Below are 21542 nucleotides of genomic sequence, written 5' to 3' on the forward strand. Positions count from 1 at the left end.
CCACCGGACACCGCACCCTCACCATCCACACCACCACCGACCACACCACCTGGACCCACCACGCCACCGCCACCCTCACCCCCCACCCAACGGTGAGCGACACGGGCACGGGCAGGCTGGACGGGGTGTGGCCGCCCGCCGGTGCGGTAGCGGTCGGCATCGAGGGACTGTACGAGCGGCTCGCCGAGGTGGGGATGGTGTACGGGCCCGCTTTCCAGGGGCTGCGCGCGGTCTGGCGGCGTGGTGAGGAGTTGTTCGCCGAGGTGCGGCTGCCGGAGGAACTGCACGTGGACGCGGAGCGGTTCCGCATCCATCCCGCGCTGCTCGACGCGGCTCTTCACACAAGTCTGGTCGGCGGCGTCGATCAGGTGCGGCTGCCGTTCTCCTGGCGGGGGGTGACCCTGCACGCCGTCGGCGCGACCGCCCTCCGGGTGCGCCTCGTCCCCGACGGTCCGGACAGTCTGTCGCTGAACGTGGCGGACCAGGACGGCGCGCCGGTCGCGACGGTGTCCTCGCTCGCCGTGCGTCCCGTGGCCCGGCAGCAGTTGGCCGCCGCGAGTGGCGCGGCCGTGGTGGCGGACGCGTTGTTCGAGCCGGCGTGGACGGACGCCGTCCCGTCACCGCGCACCGCTGCGGCCCGCACGGTCGTCGTCGGCCCGGACCCGCTCGAGCTGGGGACGGCGCTCGGTGCCGCGGGCTTCGGGTCGCTCGCCGAGGCGGCCGGAGCGGCGCCCGAGGTCGTGGTGGTCCCCTGGTCGTGGCCCGGGGAGGAGTCGCGGACGGCCGATTCCGCGCACGAGTCGGTGGTGCGGGCGCTGGCCCTGCTGCGGGAGTGGTCGGCGGACGAGCGGTTCGGCTCCTCCCGGCTGGTCCTGCTGACCCGGGGCGCGGTGGCCGTACGGGACGAGGGCGTCACGGACCTGGCGGCGGCGGCCGTGTGGGGCGCGGTCCGCTCCGCGCAGGCCGAGCATCCCGGCCGGCTGGTGATCGCCGACGTGGACGAGCCGGACGCCGTACGCGAGGTGGTCGCGGCCGTGGCGGCGGACGGGGACGCCGAGGAGCAGTACGCCGTGCGCGGCGGACAGCTCCTGGTGCCCCGGCTGGCGCGGCTGCGCCCGGCGGCGGGGGACGCGGAGCCGGAAGCCCCTCAGTGGGACCCCGAGGGGACGGTGCTGATCACGGGCGGCACGGGGACGCTGGGGTCCCTGGTGGCCCGGCACCTGGTGGAGCGGCACGGGGTGCGCCACCTGCTCCTGCTCAGCCGACGCGGCCCCGACGCACCCGACGCCCACCGGCTGCGCACCGAACTCCAAGCCCTCGGCGCCACCGTCACCATCACCGCCTGCGACACCTCCGACCGCACCGCCCTACAACAGACCCTCCACCACATCCCCCACGACCACCCCCTCACCGCCGTCATCCACACCGCCGGCACCCTCAACGACGCCACCCTCGACACCCTCACCCCCCACCACATCACCACCGTCATGCAACCCAAGGCCGACACCGCATGGCACCTCCACCAACTCACCCAGGAGGCCAAACCCGCCCGGTTCGTGCTGTTCTCGGCCGCGGGCGGGGTGCTCGGCAATGGCGGACAGGCCAACTACGCCGCGGCCAATGCCTACTTGGACGCGCTCGCCGAACACCGGCGAGCACTGGGGCTGCCCGCGGTGTCGCTGGCCTGGGGACTGTGGGAGGAGGTCAGCGAGCTGACCGGCCGGCTGGACCAGGCCGGCCTGGAGCGGATGCGGCGGGCCGGGGTGCTGCCGCTGTCGAGCGAGGACGGGCTGGCCCTCTTCGACCACGCGCTCGGGCTGAACCGCTCCCTGGTGGTGCCGATCCGGCTGGATCTGCGAGCGCTGGGCGGTGGGGCCGCTGTCCGGCCGTTGCTGCGCGACCTGGTCCGGGAAGTGGGCCTGCCGCGTGCGGCGGTGTCCGGGACCGTCGGCGCCGCCGGGGCCCCGGCGGACGCGGGCCTGTCGCTCACCGGACTGACTCCCGGCGAACGGGCCCATGTGGTGCAAGAGTTGGTGCGTCGGCAGGTGGCGATGGTGCTGGGGTACGCCGACGCCGACACGATCGTCGTGGAACGCGGCTTCCTGGAATCGGGCTTCGATTCGCTGCGCGCGGTGGAGTTGCGCAACCGGCTGAACGCGGCCACCGGACTCCGCCTGCCGGCGACCCTGATCTTCGACCATCCCACGCCGGTGGCGGTCGCCGCCCGCATCGACGAACTGCTGGGCGCCGCCGGGGAACCGGAGGCGCAGGGACGTCCGGGGCCCGCTCCAAAGACGGTCGGCTCGTTCGCCGAAGCCGGACTACGGGCGCTGGAAGCAGGACTGGCTGCCGCCGGTCTGCTGTCGGGGACCGACGACGCGGCCGCCGGGGCGGACCGGGAACGGCTGGCGGCGCGGCTGCGCGGCCTGCTCGACCGGCTGGCCCCGGCCGGTCCCGCCGACGGGGCCGCCGCGACCGGCTCCTCCGACGGCCCCGGGTCCCCCGGCGCCGGACAGGACGGTTTCGGGGACGACTTCGAGGGCGCTTCCCTGGACGACCTCCTCGGCATCGTCGACGACGAGCTGCGGAAGTCCTGACATGGCCGAGACCCCCACACCCACCACGGACGCACGGAAGGCTGACGGCACGATCATGACGAGCGATGCGACGAACGGAGCCCCGGGCGGCGCCGAGGGCGCGGACGCGAAGGTCGTCGACGCGCTGAAGCGGCTGACCGTGGACCTGCGCAGGACCCGGCAGCGGCTGCGGGAGGCCGAGGCGGCCGCCCGCGAGCCGATCGCGATCGTCGGCATGGCCTGCCGCTTCCCCGGCGCGATCGCCTCTCCCGAGGACCTGTGGCGGCTGGTCGTGGAGGGCCGGGACGCCATCTCGCCCCTCCCGGCCGACCGCGGCTGGGAGGAGGACCTGTACGACCCGGACCCGGCCCGGACCGGCAAGGTGTACGTCGAGGAGGGCGGTTTCCTGGACGACCCGGCCGCCTTCGACCCGGCGTTCTTCGGGATGAGCACCCGGGAGGCCCTGGCCACCGACCCGCAGCAGCGGCTGCTCCTCGAAACCTCGTGGGAGGCCGTCGAGCGCGCCGGGATCGATCCGACGGCATTGCGCGGCAGTCGTACCGGGGTGTTCGCGGGCGTCATCTACCAGGACTACGCCGCCCGGCTGCGCAACGCGCCCGGTGAGTTCGAGGGGTATCTCGGCAACGGCAGCACGGGCAGCGTGGCCTCGGGCCGGGTCGCGTACACGCTCGGCCTGGAAGGCCCGGCGGTCAGTGTCGACACGGCCTGTTCCTCCTCGCTGGTGGCGCTGCACCAGGCCGCGCAGGCGCTGCGGGCTGGCGAGTGCGAACTGGCGCTGGCCGGCGGGGTGACGGTGATGGCCTCGCCGTTGGCGCTGGTGGAGTTCAGCCGTCAGCGGGGACTGGCGGCCGACGCGCGCTGCAAGGCGTTCGCGTCCGGGGCCGACGGCACGGCGCTCGGCGAGGGCGTCGGGATGGTGCTGCTGGAGCGGCTGTCGGACGCCCGGCGGCACGGGCGGTGCGTCCTCGCCGTCGTCCGGGGCAGCGCGGTCAATCAGGACGGTGCGAGCAGCGGGCTGACCGCACCGAGCGGTCCGGCGCAGCAGCGGGTGATCCGGCAGGCGCTGGACCGGGCCGGGCTGTCGGCGGCGGACGTGGACGCGGTCGAGGCGCACGGCACCGGCACGGAGCTGGGCGACCCGATCGAGGCGCAGGCCCTGCTCGCCACGTACGGGCGGAACCGGTCCGCCGGACGGCCGCTGTGGCTCGGTTCGGTGAAGTCGAACATCGGGCACGCGCAGGCCGCGGCCGGGGTGGCCGGGGTGATCAAGATGGTGAAGGCCATGGAGCACGGGGTGCTGCCCCGCACCCTGCACGTGGACGCGCCCAATCCGCACGTGGACTGGTCGGCCGGGGCCGTGGAACTGCTCACCGAGCGCCGCGACTGGCCGGACACGGGCCGGCCTCGTCGGGCCGGTGTCTCGTCCTTCGGGGTCAGCGGGACCAACGCGCACGTGGTGCTGGAGCAGGACGTGACCGTGTCCGCGCCGTCGGCCACCGCGGTGTGGGCTGCGGGCGGGCCCGTGCCGTGGGTGCTGTCCGGACGTACGCAGGAGGCGCTGCGCGCCCAGGCCGGACGGCTGGCGGCGCACCTGGCGGACCGTCCCGAGACCACGGTGGCGCAGGTGGGCGCCGCTCTGGCCCGAGGTCGGTCGGTCTTCGAGCACCGTGCGGTGGTGCTCGGCGGCGACCGCACGGAGCTGGTCGCGGGCCTGACCGCGCTGGCGGCGGGTGAAGCGGCCCCGGGGCTGGTCCACGGCCGGGTCGTCTCGGCCGCCCGGGCCGTGCTGGTGGTCACCGGTCGGGGCCTGGCGGCGGACCTGGGCTGGGCCGACCGGCTCGCCGGGTCCTTCCCGGTGTTCGCGCGGCTGCTGGCGGAGTGCGAGGAGGCGTTGGGTGCGTCCGTGGACCGGCCGGTACGCGATGTGCTGCGTGGCGGCGGGGCCCGGCCGGACGCCGTCGGTGAGCGGGCCGCGCGCTGGGCGGTGCTGGTGGCGCTCGGCGGGCTGTGGGAGGCGTTCGGGGTGTGCGCGACGGCGGTCGTCGGCGTGGCGGACGACGCGGACGGGACGGACGGCGGCGTCGCCGGGATCGCCGGGGCCTGTGTCGCCGGGGCGCTGTCGCTGAAGGAGGGGGCCCGCGCGGTGACGCAGAGGGGCGGGTCGCCGGTTCCGGGCACCGGCCGGGTGCCGTTCCTGGCCGTCGCCTCGGCGCCGGGCGAACTGGAGCGCGTGGTGGCCGAGTTGGCCGGCCGCGGGCATGGCCTCTTCGTGGAGGTGGGTGTCCCGGGGGTCGTCGCCCCGCGGCTCTCGGCGGCCGTGACGGAGCGGCCGGTGCGGGTCGTGACCTCGCCGGTCGGCGGCGAGGGCGGCGCGGACGGGCTGTGGCGGGAGCTGGCACGGCTGCATGTGAGCGATGCGACCGTGACCTGGTCGGCTGCCTTTCCGGCCGGGGGCCCGGATGGTCCCTTCCCCGCCGACCTGCCGACGTACCCCTTCCTCCGGCGGCGGTACTGGCTGGACGACGGACCGCCCACCGTGGACGCGGTCGCGGCCGGACTCACGCCCGCCGGCCATCCGCTGCTCGGCACGGTCGTGGAACTCCCGGACGACGGAGGCCTGTTGTTCACCGGGGTGCTGTCCACGGCCGACCATCCATGGCTGGCGGAGCACACGGTGGCCGGCCGGGTGCTGCTGCCGGGCACGGCGGTGGTGGAGCTGGCCCGCTGGGCGGGCGCGTACGCGGGCTGCGGCCGGGTGGCGGAGCTGACCCTGCACACCCCGGTGGAGCTGCCGGTCCGCCGGGCCGGTGTCCGCGCCGGCCGGGCGGTCCGGTTGCACGTCACCGCGCCGGACCCCGACGGCGGGCGCCGGCTGAGCCTGTCCACCCGTCCCGGACCGGACCACGCCTGGACCCGGCACGCGACGGGAACGCTGGCGCCGGGCGACGCCGGTTCCGAGGTCCTGCCGGGCGAGGCCGGCCCCGGTGCGGGAAGCCGCCACGACCTCGTGACCTGGCCGCCGCCCCGGGCCGAGGGCGTCGCCGTCGAGGACTTCCACCGGCGGGCCGCCGATCACGGCATCGCGTACGGGCCCGCGTTCCGGGGGCTGCGGTCCGTGTGGCGGCGGGGCGACGAGGTGTTCGCGGACGTGGCGCTGCCGGCCGGACTCCGGGCGGAGGCGGGACGGTACGGCGTGCATCCCGCACTGCTGGACGCCGCACTCCAGGCGTGGGCGGTCGCGCATCCGCGGGTCCTGGCGGAGCGCCTGGTGCCCGGGGCCTGGCACGGGGTGAGGGCGGGCGCGGGCGGGGCCGGTGCGCTGCGGGTGCGGATCGCCCCGGCCGAGGGGTACGCGGCGGACGCCGGGCACGCGGTGTCCGTGACGGCCGCCGACGCCGCGGGCGTACCGGTGCTGTCCGTGTCGGCCCTGCTGTCCCGTCCCCTGGCCGCCGCCGACGGGCCGGGCGGGCTGCTGCGGCCGCAGTGGGTGCCGCTGGCCGCCCCCGGCGCGGGCCCGGACGACACCGCCGTGGTCGCGGCGCTGGGCGCCGAGGACGAGCTGCCGGTGGCTGTCGGCTCCCGCCACGCCGATCTCGCCGCACTCGTCGCCGCCCTCGCCGCCGGGGCGCCCGCGCCGGACGTGGTGCTGCTGCCGGTCGGCCGACCGCCGGTGCCGCCCGGCGCGGACGTCCCGGCGGCCGTGCACGCGGCGGCCACCGGCCTGCTGGGCACCCTGCGGGCCTGGCTCGCCGAGCCGCGACTGGCCACGAGCAGGCTCGTGACGGTGTGGCGGGAGCAGGACGGCGACGGCGGCACCGGTCACGCGGATCTCGTCGGCGCGGCCGTACGCGGACTGGTGCGCAGCGCGCGGGCCGAGCGGCCCCGGCGGTTCGGGCTGTTGACCGTCGGCGGCGGGGCGGCGCCGGAGCCGGAGTCGTTCGCGGCGGCGGTGCGCGCCGGACGGGCCGAGCCGGAGGTGGCGGTCAGGGGCGGAGCGTTGTGGGTGCCCCGCCTGTCCGGAGCGGCGGACGGCGCCGGCGAAGGGGCGGCCTCCGCCTCGGACGGCGCCGTCGGGGACGTGCGCGCGTTCGACCCGGAGGGCACCGTCCTGATCACCGGCGGTACCGGCACCCTGGGCGCGCTGGTGGCCCGGCACCTGGTCGCACGAGGTGCCCGGCACCTGCTGCTGACCAGTCGGCGCGGTGAGCGGGCTCCGGGAGCGGCCGCGTTGGCGGCCGAGCTGGCCGCCGACGGGGCTCGGGTCGCGGTGGTGGCGTGCGACGTGTCCGACCGGGCGGCCCTGTCGGCCGTGCTCGCCGGCGTGCCCGAGGCCCATCCGCTGACCGCCGTCGTGCACGCGGCGGGCGTGACCGACGACGCCCCGACGGAGACGCTGTCGGACGGGCAGTTGGCTCGCGTACTGCGGCCGAAGGCGGACGCGGCCTGGCACCTGCACGAGCTGACGCGCGACTTGGACCTGGCCGAGTTCGTGCTGTTCTCCTCCGCCGCGGGCACCTTCGGGAGTGCCGGGCAGGGCAACTACGCCGTGGCCAACGCCTTCCTCGACGCCCTCGCCCGCCACCGCGACGCCTCCGGCCTGCCCGGCCGTTCGCTCGCGTGGGGGCCCTGGGCCGAACACAGCGCGCTCACCGCCGCCCTGTCCGGGGCCGACCGGGCGCGGATGGAGCGGGACGGCATCCGCGCGCTCAGCACAGCGGACGCCCTCGGTCTCCTCGATGCCGCCCGTACGGTGAAGGACGAACCGGTGCTTGTACCACTCCGGTTCGACACCGCACGGCTGAGGGAGAGGCACGAGGCCGGTCGGCTGCTGCCCCTCCTGAACCTGCTGGTGGACGACACGGTGTGGACACCTCCGTCGTCACCCGGGCGGGGAGAGGTGGCGCAGGCGCCTTCGGAACCGGCGGTGGCAACAGAGGTCCCGTACGGTCAGCGGCTGCGGTCGATGGCCGAACCCGACCGGCGCCGCGCCCTGCTCGACCTGGTCCGGTCGCACGCCGCCGTGGTGCTCGGTGACCGGTCGGCCGAGGACATCGAGCCGCACCGGGGTTTCGCCGACATCGGTTTCGACTCCCTGTCCAACCTGGATCTCCAGGAGAGGTTGTTCGAGGCCACCGGTGTGGAGCTGCCGAGCACCCTGATCTTCGACCATCCGACCGCCGCGGCCCTCGCCGACCACCTCTGCGCGGAGCTGGGCGGCGCGGTGGGCTCCGGCTCCGCCGCGGCACCGGTCCTGGCCGAACTGGACCGTGTGGAGGAGTTCCTGGCGTCCTTCGCCGAGGGCGCCGACGCCGGTGCCAGGGAGACGGTCGCCCGCCGGCTGCGGGACCTGGTGTCCCGTTGGCCGGACGGCGACGGGCCGGAGCCGGACGCCGGTCCGGGCCCGGCCGACCGGGAGCCGTCCGATCTCAGCTCGGCGTCCGACGAAGAGCTCTTCGAAGTCCTCCAGCAGATGCGCTCCGCCGATCGCGGGACGCCGTCGAACCAGCAGCGTCTTTAGGAGCGGGTTCCCGTGTCGCACGAGTCATCGACCGCACAGTCCCGGCAGCCGCAGGCTCCGGCGCAGCCGACGTCCGCCGCGGCGTCGCAGCTGGACAAGTTCCGCGAACACCTGCGGTGGGCCACCACCGAGCTGGGCGAGGCGCGGCGCAAGGCGGCCGAACTGGAGGAGGCCGCCCGCGAGCCGATCGCGATCATCGGCATGGCCTGCCGTTTCCCCGGCGCGGTCGCCTCCCCGGAGGACCTGTGGCGGCTGGTCACGGAGGGCCGGGACGCCATCGGCGCGCCGCCCGCCGAACGCGGCTGGTCCGCCGATGACCTCCACGATCCGAGCGGGCGGCGGCCCGGCACTTCGTACGTGTGGGAGGGCGGTTTCCTGGACCGCGCCGCCGACTTCGACCCGGCGTTCTTCGACATCAGCCCGCGCGAGGCCCTGGCGATGGACCCGCAGCAACGGCTGCTGCTGGAGACCTCCTGGGAGGCCGTCGAACGCGCCGGCATCGACCCGACGGCGCTGCGCGGCAGGCGCGTCGGGGTGTTCGCGGGGCTGATGTACCACGACCACGCCACCCGGCTCGGCGAGGTGGACGAGACCGTGGCCGGCTTCCTGGGCAGCGGCAACGCGGGCAGCGTGGCGTCCGGGCGGGTCTCCTACGTGCTCGGGCTGGAGGGGCCGGCGGTCACCGTGGACACGGCGTGCTCGTCCTCGCTCGTCACCCTGCACCTGGCCGCACAGGCGCTACGACGCGGAGACTGCGCGATGGCGCTGGCGGGCGGGGTGACCGTGATGTCCACCCCGTCCACCTTCGTCGACTTCAGCCGGGTGGACGGGCTCGCGCCCGACGGCCGCGTCAAGTCCTTCTCGGCGTCGGCGGACGGTACGGCCTGGGGCGAGGGCGTGGGCATGCTGCTGGTCGAGCGGCTGTCCGAGGCGCGTCGACTGGGGCATCCGGTGCTCGCCGTACTGCGCGGCTCGGCGGTGAACCAGGACGGCGCCACCAGCAGCCTGTCCGCACCGAACGGTCCTTCCCAGCAGCGGGTCATCCGTCAGGCCCTCGCCGACGCCCGGCTGGCTCCGTTGGAGGTGGACGCGGTGGAGGCGCACGGCACCGGCACCAAACTGGGCGACCCGATCGAGGCACAGGCCCTGCTCGCCACCTACGGCACAGACCGTCCCGCCGAACAGCCCCTGTGGCTGGGGTCGTTGAAGTCGAACATCGGCCACACCCAGGCCGCCGCCGGCGTCGGCGGCATCATCAAGACCGTCATGGCCCTGCGCCACGGCATCCTGCCCAAGACCCTCCACGTGGACCAGCCCACACCACACGTCGACTGGTCGGCCGGAGCCGTGCGGCTCCTGACCGAGCAGCACACCTGGCCCGACCTGGACCGCCCCCGCCGGGCCGCCGTCTCCTCCTTCGGCGTCAGCGGCACCAACGCCCACGTCATCCTCGAACAGGCACCCGAGGACACCGAGACACCGGACGACATCGAGTCCGGTACGGCACCGTCGCCGCGGGGCCCCGTCGCCTGGCCGGTCTCCGCACGCTCCCCCGAGGCCCTGCGCGCCCAGGCGGAGCGGTTGCGGACCGCGGTCAACGGCCACCCCGAGTGGTCGCCCGCCGAGGTGTCCCACGCACTGACGACGAGCCGTACCCGGTTCAAGCACCGCGCGGTGGTGCTGGGAACGAGCCGGGATCAACTGCTGACCGGTCTGGACGCGTTGGCCGCCGGGTCGGAGGCGCCCGGCGTGGTCACCGGGCACGGGGACGCCGAGCGCCCGGTGTTCGTCTTCCCCGGCCAGGGCTCGCAATGGACCGGCATGGCCCTGGACCTCCTCGACACCTCCCCCGTCTTCGCCCACACCATCACCGAATGCGAGACGGCCCTCGCCCCACACGTCGACTGGAACCTCACCGACGTCCTGCGCAGCGGCGAACCCCTCACCCGCGTCGACATCATCCAACCCGTCCTCTTCGCCGTCATGGTCTCCCTCGCCACACTCTGGCGCAGCCTCGGCGTCGAACCCGCCGCCGTCATCGGACACTCCCAAGGCGAAATCGCCGCAGCCGTCGTCTCCGGAGCCCTCACCCTCCACGACGGCGCCAAAATCGCCGCCCTCCGCAGCCACACCATCCACACCCACACCCACACCAGCACCAGCACCAGCACCAGCACCAGCACCAGCACCAGCACCAACAACGGCACCAACAACGGCAACAGCAACAGCACCGGCACCGGCACCGGCACCGGCACCGGCGGCATGGCCTCCCTCCCCCTCAACCACCACGACACCCGCGAACTGATCACCCCCTGGCACAACCACCTCCACATCGCCGCCCTCAACGGCCCCCACACCACCGTCATCGCCGGCGACACCCACGCCCTGAACGAACTCCTCACCCACTGCGAAACCAACAACATCCGCGCCCGACGCATCGACGTCGACTACGCCTCCCACACCCCCCACGTCGAACCCCTCCACACCCAACTCACCCAACTCCTCACCGGCATCACCCCCAAGCCCGCCACCATCCCCTTCTACTCCACCGTCACCGGCACCCTCCTCGACACCACCACCCTCACCCCCGACTACTGGTACACCAACCTCCGCCAGACCGTCCTCCTCCAACCCGCACTCCACACCGCCCTCAACCACGGCCACACCGCCTACATCGAATGCAGCCCCCACCCCATCCTCACCACAGCCATCCAAGACACCGCAGAACAAACCGGCCACACCCCCACCATCACCGGCACCCTCCGCCGCGACGAAGGCCACTGGACCCGACTCCTCACCTCCGCCGCACACCTCCACACCCACAACATCCCCATCACCTGGCCCACCACACAAAACACCACCCAACACCACATCGACCTCCCCACCTACCCCTTCCAGCACGGCAGTTACTGGCTGGAGGCGACGCGCCCGGCCGGTGACGCGGGGGCGGTGGGGCTCGACGTGTCCGGGCATCCGCTGCTGGGTGCGTCGGTGCCGCTGGCCGGTGAGGACCGACTGGTACTGACCGGCCGGCTGTCACGGCGGTCGCAGCCGTGGCTGGCCGACCACGCGGTGTGGGGCACGGTGCTGGTGCCGGCGACGGCGCTCGTGGACCTCGCCGTGCACGCCGCCGACCAGGTCGGGTGCGACGTCCTGGAGGAACTGACGCTCCAGGCGCCGCTCGTGCTGCCCGAGGACGGTGCGGTGCGGTTCCAGATCTCGGTCGGCGCGCCGGACGACACGGGCCGTCGGCCGGTGGGCATCCACACCAGGGCCGAGCGGGAGACGGGCGGGGCCGTCTGGTCGTGTCACGCCACGGGATATGTGTCCGGCGGCGCGGCCCGCCCCGACTGGGATCTGGCGCAGTGGCCGCCGGCCGGCGCCGAGCCGGTGGACCTGGCCGGCCTCTACGGGCGGCTGGCCGAACGGGGCCTCGAGTACGGGCCGGCGTTCCAGGGGCTGCGTGCCCTGTGGCGGCGCGGTGACGAGGTGTTCGCCGAGGTAGGGCTGGCGGAGGAACAGAGCGAGGCGGCCGGTCGGTTCGGCCTGCACCCGGCCCTGCTGGACGCGGCGCTGCACAGCGGCCTCGTCGGTGGTGTCGACGAGGTGCGGCTGCCGTTCTCCTGGAGCGGTGTCGCGCTGTACGCCGCCGGGGCCACCGCGCTGCGGGTGCGCCTCACACCACGGGGCTCCGACGGGCTCGCCCTCTTCGCGGCGGACCAGGACGGCGTGCCGGTGATCGAGGCCGCGTCGCTGGTCAGCCGGCCGGTGAACGAGGAGCGGATCGCCTCCGCCCGCGCCGACGGGCAGGACCCCCTGCTGCACCTGGAGTGGGTCGGGCTCCCGCTGCCCGGGAACGAGTCGGCGGACGTGGCCGTTCTCGGGACGGACCGGCTCGGCCTCGGCCTCGGGACCCGGCCCGGTCTCGACGCCGCCGCACCGGGTGACACGCTGGTGGTGACGTGCGGGCCCGCGCCGGAGGTGGAGGGCGGCGACACGGCCGGGGCCGTCCGGGCCGCGCTGCACGACGTGCTCGCGCTGGTGCGGGAGTGGCTGGCCGACGAGCGGTTCGCCGGGGGGCGGCTGGTCCTGGTCACGCGGGGCGCGGTGGCGGCGGGTGACGGCGAGACCGTGACCGACCTGGTGCACGCGCCGCTGTGGGGGCTGCTGCGGTCGGCGCAGTCCGAGCATCCGGACCGGTTCGTGCTGGCCGATCTGGACGGGCGGACGTCGTCCCGGTCGGCCCTGCTGCGTGCGCTGTCGTCCGGCGAGCCCCAGTTCGCGCTGCGCGACGGGCGGTTGTCGGTGCCCCGGCTCGTACGGGCTTCGGCGGAGCGGACGTTGGCGCCGCCGGTGGACGGTTCGCCCTGGCGGCTGGACACGACCGGCAAGGGGACGCTCGAGAACATCGCCCTGCTGCCCTGTCCGGAGGCGTCGGCGCCACCCGCGCCGGGGCACGTGCGGATCTCGGTCCGCGCGGCCGGGATGAACTTCCGTGACGTGCTGCTGGGCCTGGGCATGGTCGATCAGGACGTGATGGGCGGCGAAGCGGCGGGGGTCGTGCTGGAGGTGGCGTCCGACGTCACGGACCTGGCGCCGGGCGACCGGGTGATGGGCATGGTCCCGGGCTCGTTCGGCCCCGTCGCCACCGTGGACCGGCGGCTGCTCGTGCGGCTGCCGGAGCACTGGACGTACGCGGAGGGCGCCTCGGTGCCGATCGCGTTCCTCACGGCGTACTACGGCCTGGTGGACCTGGCGGGCCTGCGGGCCGGCGAATCGGTGCTGATCCACGCCGCCACCGGCGGGGTGGGCCTGGCGGCGCTGCAACTGGCCCGGCACCTGGGCGCCGAGGTCTTCGCCACGGCGAGCCCCGCCAAGTGGGAGACGCTGCGCGCGCTCGGCGTGCCGCTGGAGCGGATCGCCTCGTCCCGGTCCCTGGACTTCGAGGAGCGGGTGCGGGCGGCCACCGGCGGGCGCGGGGTGGACGTGGTGCTGAACTCGCTCGCCAACGAGTTCGTGGACGCGTCACTGCGGCTGCTGGCGGACGGCGGCGGCCGGTTCGTGGAGATGGGCAAGACTGACATCCGCGACGCCGGTCGGGTCGCGGCCGACCATCCGGGCGTCTCCTACCTCTGGTTCGACCTGATCGAGGCGGGTCATGAGCGCATCGGCAGGATGATGGCGGAGCTGATGCCTCTGTTCGCCGGTGGCGCGCTCCGGCCGATCCCGACGTCGTCGTGGGACGTCCGGCACGGTCTGGACGCCTTCCGGTTCATGAGCCAGGCGCGGCACGTGGGCAAGGTGGTGCTCACCATGCCGTCCGCCGCGCTGGACCCGGACGGCACGGTGCTCATCACGGGCGGCACGGGGGTGCTGGGCGGGTTGGTGGCCCGGCACCTGGTCGCCGAGCACGGGGTGCGGCACCTGCTGCTGCTCGGCCGGCGGGGCGCTGCGGCCGAGGGCGCCGGAGAGCTGTGCGCCGAGCTGTCCGCGGCGGGCGCCGAGGTGACCGTGGCGGCGTGCGACAGCGCGGACCGTGCGGCCCTCGCGGCGGTCCTGGCCACGGTGCCGGAGGGGCATCCGCTGACGGGTGTGGTGCACGCGGCCGGGGTCCTCGATGACGTGGTGCTCGCCTCGATGACGCCCGCGCGGGTCGACGCGGTACTGCGGTCCAAGGTGGACGCGGTCTGGAACCTGCACGAACTGACGCGGGACGCCGACCTCGCCGCGTTCGTGCTGTTCTCCTCGTCGGCGGCGGTGCTGGGCGGCCCGGGGCAGGGCAATTACGCGGCGGCCAACGCCTTCCTCGACGCCCTCGCCCAGCACCGGCGGGCTCAGGGCCTGCCCGGGGTGTCGGTGGCCTGGGGCCTGTGGGAGCGGGCGAGCGGCATGACCGGCCACCTGGGCGCGGGTGATCTGGCCCGGCTGCGCAGGGCCGGCATGAGCGGCCTGTCCGACGCCGAGGGGTTGGCCCTGTTCGACGCGGCGCTGTCGGCCGGGCGGGCCCAGGTGGTGGCGGTGCGGCTGGACACCGACGCGGTCCGCGCCTTCGGGCAGGTCCATCCACTGCTGCGTCAGCTGGTGGGGGCGCCGGTGCGGCGCACGGTGTCCGCGGGGGCCGCCGGGGGCGGTGAGTCCGCCGCTCAGTCGCTCGCCGACCGGCTGGCCGGGCTGCCGGCGCCGGAACGGGAGCGGGTGCTGCTGGACCTCGTGCGCGACCAGGCGGCCCTGGTGCTGGGGCACGCGTCGAGCGCGGCGGTCGGCCCGAACCAGGCGTTCAAGCAGCTCGGTCTGGACTCGCTGACCGCGGTGGAGCTGCGCAACCGGCTGACCGCGGCCACCGGGCTGCGGCTGCCGACGACGCTCGTCTTCGACCATCCGAACCCGGCGGCCCTGGCCGGGCACCTGCTGCGGGAGCTGGCCCCGGGGCCGGGGGCCGAAGACGCCCCGGACCTCACCGACGAGGACGTCCGCCGGCTGCTCGCCACGCTCCCGCCCGCCCGACTGCGTTCGTCCGGGCTGCTCGCGGCCCTGCTGGAGCTGGCCGGTCCGGATGCCGCCGCCCCGCTCGGGCGCGACGGGACGGGCCCGTCCGACGGAGCGGACGACGGGACGGACGACATCGACGACCTGGACGCGGACGACCTCATCGACCTGGCGTTCGGCGCCGGCGACCACTGAGCGCGCACGGACGGACCACGGAGACGACCATGAGTGAAGAGCGAACCCCGGTGGCACGGGACGGCGGGACGCCGAAGGCGCCGGACGCGGGCGGCCGGTCGGAGCGGATGATGGAAGCGCTGCGTCACTCCCTGAAGGAGAACAAGCGTCTCCAGCAGGAGAACCAGAAGCTGAACCAGGCCCGGCACGAGCCGATCGCGATCGTCGGCATGGCCTGCCGCTTCCCCGGCGGGGTGGCCTCGCCGGAGGACTTCTGGCGGCTGCTGGCCGAGGGCCGGGACACCGTGACGCCGTTCCCCGAGGACCGCGGCTGGGACGTCGAGGCGCTGTACGACCCGGATCCCGACCGCCCCGGCAAGAGCTACGTGCGCCACGGTGCGTTCCTGTCGGACGCCGACCGTTTCGACGCCGCCTTCTTCGGGATCAGCCCGCGCGAGGCCCTGGCGATGGACCCGCAGCAGCGGCTGCTGCTGGAGACGTCCTGGGAGGCCGTCGAGCGTGCGGGCATCGCCCCGACGGCGCTGCGCGGCAGTCGTACCGGCGTGTTCGTCGGCGTGGCGCCCCTCGGGTACGGTGCCGGGCTCCGGGCGGTGTCCGAGGGGGGCGAAGGGTATCTGCTGACCGGCACCACCGTGAGCGTCGCCTCCGGCCGGCTGGCCTACGCCTTGGGGCTGGAGGGTCCGGCGCTGACCGTGGACACCGCCTGCTCGTCGTCGCTGGTGGCCCTGCACCTGGCCGCGCAGGCGCTGCGCGGCGGCGAGTGCGGGCTGGCGCTCGTGGGCGGCGCGGCCGTCATGGCCCGGCCGCACATGTTCGTGGAGTTCAGCCGCCAGCGCGGGCTCGCGCCCGACGGCCGCTGCAAGGCGTTCGCCGGCGGCGCCGACGGCACGGCCTGGGGCGAGGGCGTCGGGGTGCTGCTGGTGGAGCGGCTGTCGGACGCGCGGCGCAACGGCCACCGGGTGCTCGCGGTCATGCGCGGCTCCGCCGTCAACCAGGACGGCGCCAGCAACGGTCTCACCGCGCCCAACGGGCTCGCGCAGCAGCGGGTCATCCGCCAGGCCCTCGCCGACGCCCGGCTGGCTCCGTCCGAGGTGGACGCGGTGGAGGCGCACGGCACCGGCACGAAGCTGGGCGACCCGATCGAGGCGCAGGCCCTGCTCGCCACGTACGGCAAGGACCGTCCCGCCGAACAGCCCCTGTGGCTGGGGTCGGTGAAGTCCAACATCGGCCACACCCAGCTGGCCGCCGGGGTGGCCGGAGTGATCAAGACGGTGCTGGCGCTGGAGCACGGCGTCCTGCCGAGGACCCTGCACGTGGACGAGCCCACCCCGCACGTGGACTGGTCGGCCGGGGCCGTGGCGCTGCTGACCGAGCAGCGGGGGTGGCCCGCGGTGGACCGGCCGCGCCGGGCCGCCGTCTCCTCCTTCGGCATCAGCGGCACCAACGCGCACGTCATCCTGGAACAGGCCGGGGAACCGGCCGGAGCCGCCCGGCGGGAGGAGCCGCCGGTGGCCGTACGGTCCGGGGCGGGCGCTTCCGCCGCGCCGTCGCCGCTGCGTGCGGCGGAGCCCGGCGGGGCCGTCCCGGAAGACGCCCCGCTCGTGCCCTGGCTGCTGTCCGCCGCCGACCCCCTGGCCCTGCGCGCCCAGGCGGAGCGGCTGCACGAGGCGGTCCTGGCGCACCCCGACCCGGACCCGGCCGCGTTCGCCCGGTCGCTGGCCACCACCCGGGCGCACCTGGACCACCGGGCCGTCCTGCTCGGCTCCGGCCGCGATGACCTGCTCGACGGGCTGGCGGTGCTGCGCGGCGCCGGGGCGCGGCGGCCCGTGCGGCCGGTCACCGGCACGGTGGCGCACACCGGCGCCCCGGCGTTCCTCTTCACCGGTCAGGGCGCCCAACGTGCGGCCATGGGAATGGAGTTGTACCGCCGGTATCCCGTCTTCGCCGACTGTCTCGACCGGATCTGCGACCTGTTCGCCGAGCGGACCGACCTGGAGCTGCGCGAGGTGCTGTCCGCCGCGGCGGGCTCGGAGCGGGCGGCGTTGCTGGACCGCACGGCGTGGACGCAGGCCGCGCTGTTCGCCCTGGAGGTGAGCCTCTACCGGCTCGTCGAGTCGTGGGGGGTGCGCCCCGGCCACCTGCTCGGTCACTCCGTCGGCGAGCTGGCGGCCGCGCACGTCGCGGGCGTGTTCTCGCTGGAGGGCGCGGTGACGGCGGTCGCGGCGCGCGGGCGGTTGATGCAGGAACTGCCGGCCGGCGGGCTGATGGCGGCCGTCGAGGCCGACGAGGCCGAGGTGGCGGACCTGCTCGCCGGACGGGCCGGCCGGGTCGGCCTGGCCGCCGTCAACGGCCCCTCGTCGGTGGTCGTCTCGGGCGACGAGGACGCGGTGCGCGAGGTCGTCGCCGCACTGCGCGCCCGGGGGCGGCGCACCAAGGAACTCGCGGTGAGCCACGCCTTCCACTCCCCGCGCATGGACGGCATGCTGGCGGAGTTCCGCGCGGTGCTGTCCACGCTCACCCTGGGCGAGCCGGACATTCCGATCATCTCGAACATCACCGGCCGGCCGGTCACGGGCGCGGAGATCCGGTCGGCCGACTACTGGGGCCGGCACGTGCGCGAGCCCGTGCGCTTCCACGAGGGCGTGCGGACCCTGCTCGGCCAGGGCGTGCGCACCTTCCTGGAGCTGGGACCCGACGGGGTGCTGTCCGCGCTGACGCGCGAGGCCGCCGCCCCGTTCGCCGGGGACGCTTCGGACGGGGTCCTCGCGGTCCCGGTGCTCCGCCGCGACCGCTCCGAGACGCGCACGCTGCTCACCGCGCTGGCCGAGGCGCACGTGCGGGGCGTCGCGGTGGACTGGCGCGCCTGTCTGGCGGAGCCGGACGGGGCGGCGCGAGCGGCCCTGCCCGACCTGCCCACGTACGCCTGGCGGCGTGAGCGGTTCTGGCCGGCCGACGGCTCCGACGCCCCGGCCGAGCCGGGCGAGCTGGGGCTGGCTCCGGCCGGACACCCCCTGCTCGGCGCGGCGCTCGCCCCGGCCGACGGCGCCGGGCTGGTCCTCACCGGCCGGCTCTCGACGCGCACCCACGGCTGGCTCGCCGACCACGTCATCCTGGGAACGACCGTGGTGCCGGGCACCGCCTACCTCGAACTCGCCCTGCACGCCGCCCGGCTGGCGGGCTGCGACACGGTCGAGGAGCTGGACCAGGAGAGTCCGCTGATCCTCGCCGGGGACGCGGCCGTGCACGTGCAGCTCACCGTGGGGCCGGCCGGCGAGGACGGCCGCCGCCCGGTCGCCGTGTACTCCCGGCCCGCTGCGGACCTGGCCGGCGAGGACGCCGACCGGCCCTGGACCCGCCACGCGAGCGGCGTGCTGGCGAACGCGGCGGACAACCCCGGCGCGGCGCCGGACCCGGCCGGGGACTGGCCGCCCGCCGGTGCCGTTCCGGTGGACCTGGACGGCTTCTACGACTCCGCCGCGCTCGACGGCTTCGCCTACGGGCCCTCCTTCCGGGGGCTGGTCGCGGTGTGGCGCTCGGGCGAGGAGGTGTTCGGCGAGGTGGCCCTGCCGGAGCCCTTCCGCGCGGAGGCGGCTCGTCACGGCGTCCATCCCGCGCTGCTGGACGCGGCGCTGCACGCGGGGCTGGTCGGCACCGTCGGGGACGAGGTGCTGCTGCCCTTCGCCTGGAACGGTGTGCGGCTGCACCGCACCGGCGCCGTCGCGCTGCGCGTGCGCCTGTCACCGGTCGGTCCCCACGCGATGTCGGTGACCGTGACGGACGAGCACGGGAACCCGGTGGTCTCGGTGGAGTCGCTGCGGGCCCGCCCGGTCTCGGCCGCCCAACTGCGGGCGGCGTCCCGGGGCCGGTCGGCGGACAGCCTGTTCCACATCGAGTGGACGGCGGCCGGCACGCACCCCGCACCCGGTGCCGACCTGGTCGCCGTGGGCACGGGACCGGTGCCGGAGGGCGCGGTACGGGAGCGGTTCCCCGGTACCGCGGCGCTGGCCGCCGCCGTGGCCGACGGCAGGCCGGTGCCCGACGCCGTGTTCCTGACGGCCGTCGAGGAGCCCGGCGGTCCCGTCCCCGAAGCCGCGCACCAGGCCGTGCACACGGTCCGGTCCGCGCTCGTGGAGTGGGCGGCCGACGAGCGGCTCGCCGGGACGCGGCTCATCGTGGTCACCCGGAACGCGGTGGCCGCCGTCACCGGCGACGGCGTCTCAGGACTGCGCCGGTCCCCCGTGTGGGGACTCGTCCGCGCGGCCCAGGCGGAACACCCCGGCCGGTTCGTCCTGTTGGACGTGTCCGACGGGTCGGCGCACGGATGGCACGCGGCCGCCGGTTCGGACGAACCCCAACTCGTCCACCGGAACGACACGTTGATGGTGCCCCGCCTCGTGCGTACCAAGGCGGCGCTGCCCGCCGCGGCCCCGGACACCACCGCCCCGCCCTCGCCGGGCCCCGACGGCACGGTCCTCGTCACCGGCGGCACGGGAGCGCTGGGCTCGCTGGTGGCCCGTCACCTGGTGGCTGAACAGGGCGTGCGCAGGCTGGTGTTGCTGAGCCGTGGCGGCCGGGACGCCGCCGGGGCGGCGGAGTTGACGGAGGAGCTGACCGCGCTGGGCGCGCACGTGACGGTGGCGGCGTGCGACGTTGCCGACCGGGACGCGCTCGCCGCCGTTCTGGCCCGGATACCCGCGGCGCACCCGCTGACGGCCGTGATCCACACGGCCGGGGTCCTCGACGACGGCGCCCTCGACGCGCTGACGCCGGAGCGCACGGCCGCCGTGCTGCGCCCCAAGATCGACGCTGCCTGGCACCTGCACGAACTGACCCGGGCCGCGAAGCCGGCCCTCGTGCTGTTCTCCTCGGCGACGGCCGTCCTCGGCGGCGCCGGACAGAGCTCCTACACCGCGGCCAACGCCTTCCTGGACGCCCTCGCCCACCACCGCGCGGCCCTGGGACTGCCGACCGTGTCACTGGCCTGGGGCCTGTGGGAGCAGGAGAGCGGCATGGCGGCCGGGCTGGACGAACCGACTCTGCGCAGGATGCGCCGCTTCGGTGTCCTGCCGCTGTCCGCCGAAGAGGGGCTGGAGCTGTTCGACACGGCCCTGACGGCCGCGCTCTCCGGCCCGGCGCACCTCCCGCCTGCCCTCGTACCGGTCCGGCTCGACCCGGCCGCACTGCGCTCGGCCGACGTCGGGCTGCCGCCGCTGCTGCGTGGACTCGCGGCTCCCTCCCCCACTTCGGCCGCCGGTTCCCGCGGCCCGGAGGACGGCAGTGCCGCGGCGGCGCTGCGCCGACGGCTCACCGGAGCCGACGAGGCCGAGCGGCGGCGGATCCTGCTGGAGCTGGTGCGCGGCACGGTGGCCGAGGTGCTCGGACACACGGACGTCACCGCCGTCGCCGCCGGGCGGGCCTTCACCGACCTGGGCTTCGACTCGCTGACGGCGGTGGAGCTGCGCAACCGGCTGACCGCGGTCACCGGAGTGCGGCTGCCCGCGACGCTCGTCTTCGACCATCCGACGGCGGCGGCGCTGGCCCGACACCTCGAGGACGCGGTGCCGCGCGACGACGTCTCGTCCGCCGATCCGGTGCTGGCCGAACTCGACCGTCTGGAGGAGGCGTTGGCGGACATCACACCCGGCCACCCGGACCACGCCCGGATCGCCGAACGGCTGCGCGCCGTCGTCGGCCGCTGGGGCGAACGGTCCACGGCGCCCGGCGGGAAGGAGCCGGGCGCCTCCGGACTGGAGCTGGACTCGGCGGACGACGAAGAGGTCTTCGACTTCATCACCAACGAACTCGGGATCTCCTGAGCCGTACGGAACAGAGAGGGTGGCGCCACCGTGGCGAGCAGCGAGACCGAGGACAAGCTCCGCTACTTCCTCAAGCGGGTGACGGCCGATCTTCAGGAGACCAGGCGGCGGCTCCAGGAACTGGAGTCCGTCGAGGGCGAGCCGATCGCCGTCGTCGGAATGGCGTGCCGCTACCCGGGCGGCGCCGACTCGGCCGACAAGCTCTGGGAGCTGGTCGCCGAGGGCCGCGACACGGCCGCTCCCTTCCCCACCGACCGGGGCTGGGACATCGAGGACCTGTACGACCCGGACCCGGACGCGCCGGGCAAGACGTACGGGCGCGAAGGCTGCTTCGTCGACGACGCCGACCTGTTCGACGCCGGCTTCTTCGGCATCGGGCCGCGTGAGGCGCTGGCGATGGATCCGCAGCAGCGGCTGCTGCTGGAGACCTCCTGGGAGGCGTTCGAGCACGCCGGTGTCGATCCGACGGCGCTGCGCGGCAGCCGTACGGGCGTCTTCATGGGCACCGGGCAGCAGGACTACGCCGCCCTCGTGCAGCGCGCCACCGAGAACCTGGAGGGCTATCTGCTCTCCGGCGGTGCCGCGAGCGTGATCTCGGGCCGGCTGTCGTACGTCTTCGGGCTGGAGGGCCCGGCCATCACCGTGGACACGGCGTGCTCGTCGTCGCTGGTCGCGCTGCACCTGGCCGTGCAGTCGCTGCGGCGCGGCGAGTCCGCGATGGCGCTGGCGGGCGGGGCCGCGGTGATGGCGGCGCCCGGCATGTTCGTGGAGTTCGCCCGGCAGCGCGGGCTCGCCCCCGACGGCCGCTGCAAGGCGTTCGCCGCCGCCGCGGACGGCACCGGCTGGGGCGAGGGCGTGGGCGTACTGCTGCTGGAGCGGCTGTCGGACGCCCGGCGCGACGGTCGCCGGGTGCTGGCGGTCGTACGCGGC

Annotated in this window: 3 protein-coding genes and 4 pseudogenes; all 7 read left to right on the top strand. The window is 75.4% G+C overall.

The window, feature by feature from the left end:
* Positions 1-2597: SDR family NAD(P)-dependent oxidoreductase (locus tag ACF061_RS36325; RefSeq protein WP_392271285.1), on the top strand; the 2597-nt coding region annotated here is incomplete at its 5' end.
* Positions 2598-2730: 133 nt separating this feature from the next.
* A pseudogene (locus ACF061_RS36330) lies at positions 2731-8115 on the top strand (type I polyketide synthase); the annotation flags it as partial.
* Between the two features lie 171 nt (positions 8116-8286).
* A pseudogene (locus tag ACF061_RS36335) lies at positions 8287-11028 on the top strand (type I polyketide synthase); the annotation flags it as partial.
* Positions 11029-11097: 69 nt separating this feature from the next.
* A pseudogene (locus ACF061_RS36340) lies at positions 11098-11376 on the top strand (hypothetical protein); the annotation flags it as partial.
* Positions 11377-11439: 63 nt separating this feature from the next.
* Positions 11440-14796 (top strand): SDR family NAD(P)-dependent oxidoreductase, encoded by a 3357-nt coding sequence (locus ACF061_RS36345; protein WP_392271319.1) that lies wholly within the window; start codon positions 11440-11442, stop codon positions 14794-14796.
* A 29-nt stretch (positions 14797-14825) separates the two neighbouring features.
* On the top strand, positions 14826-20612 hold the full coding sequence (locus tag ACF061_RS36350; RefSeq protein WP_392271286.1) for an SDR family NAD(P)-dependent oxidoreductase: 5787 nt from the start codon (positions 14826-14828) through the stop codon (positions 20610-20612).
* 78 nt (positions 20613-20690) lie between these two features.
* Positions 20691-21443: pseudogene (locus tag ACF061_RS36355) on the top strand (beta-ketoacyl synthase N-terminal-like domain-containing protein); the annotation flags it as partial.
* Between the last annotated feature and the right edge of the window lie 99 nt (positions 21444-21542).

The organism is Streptomyces sp. NPDC015220 (assembly GCF_043079345.1).
In the GTDB taxonomy this organism is placed as follows: domain Bacteria; phylum Actinomycetota; class Actinomycetes; order Streptomycetales; family Streptomycetaceae; genus Streptomyces.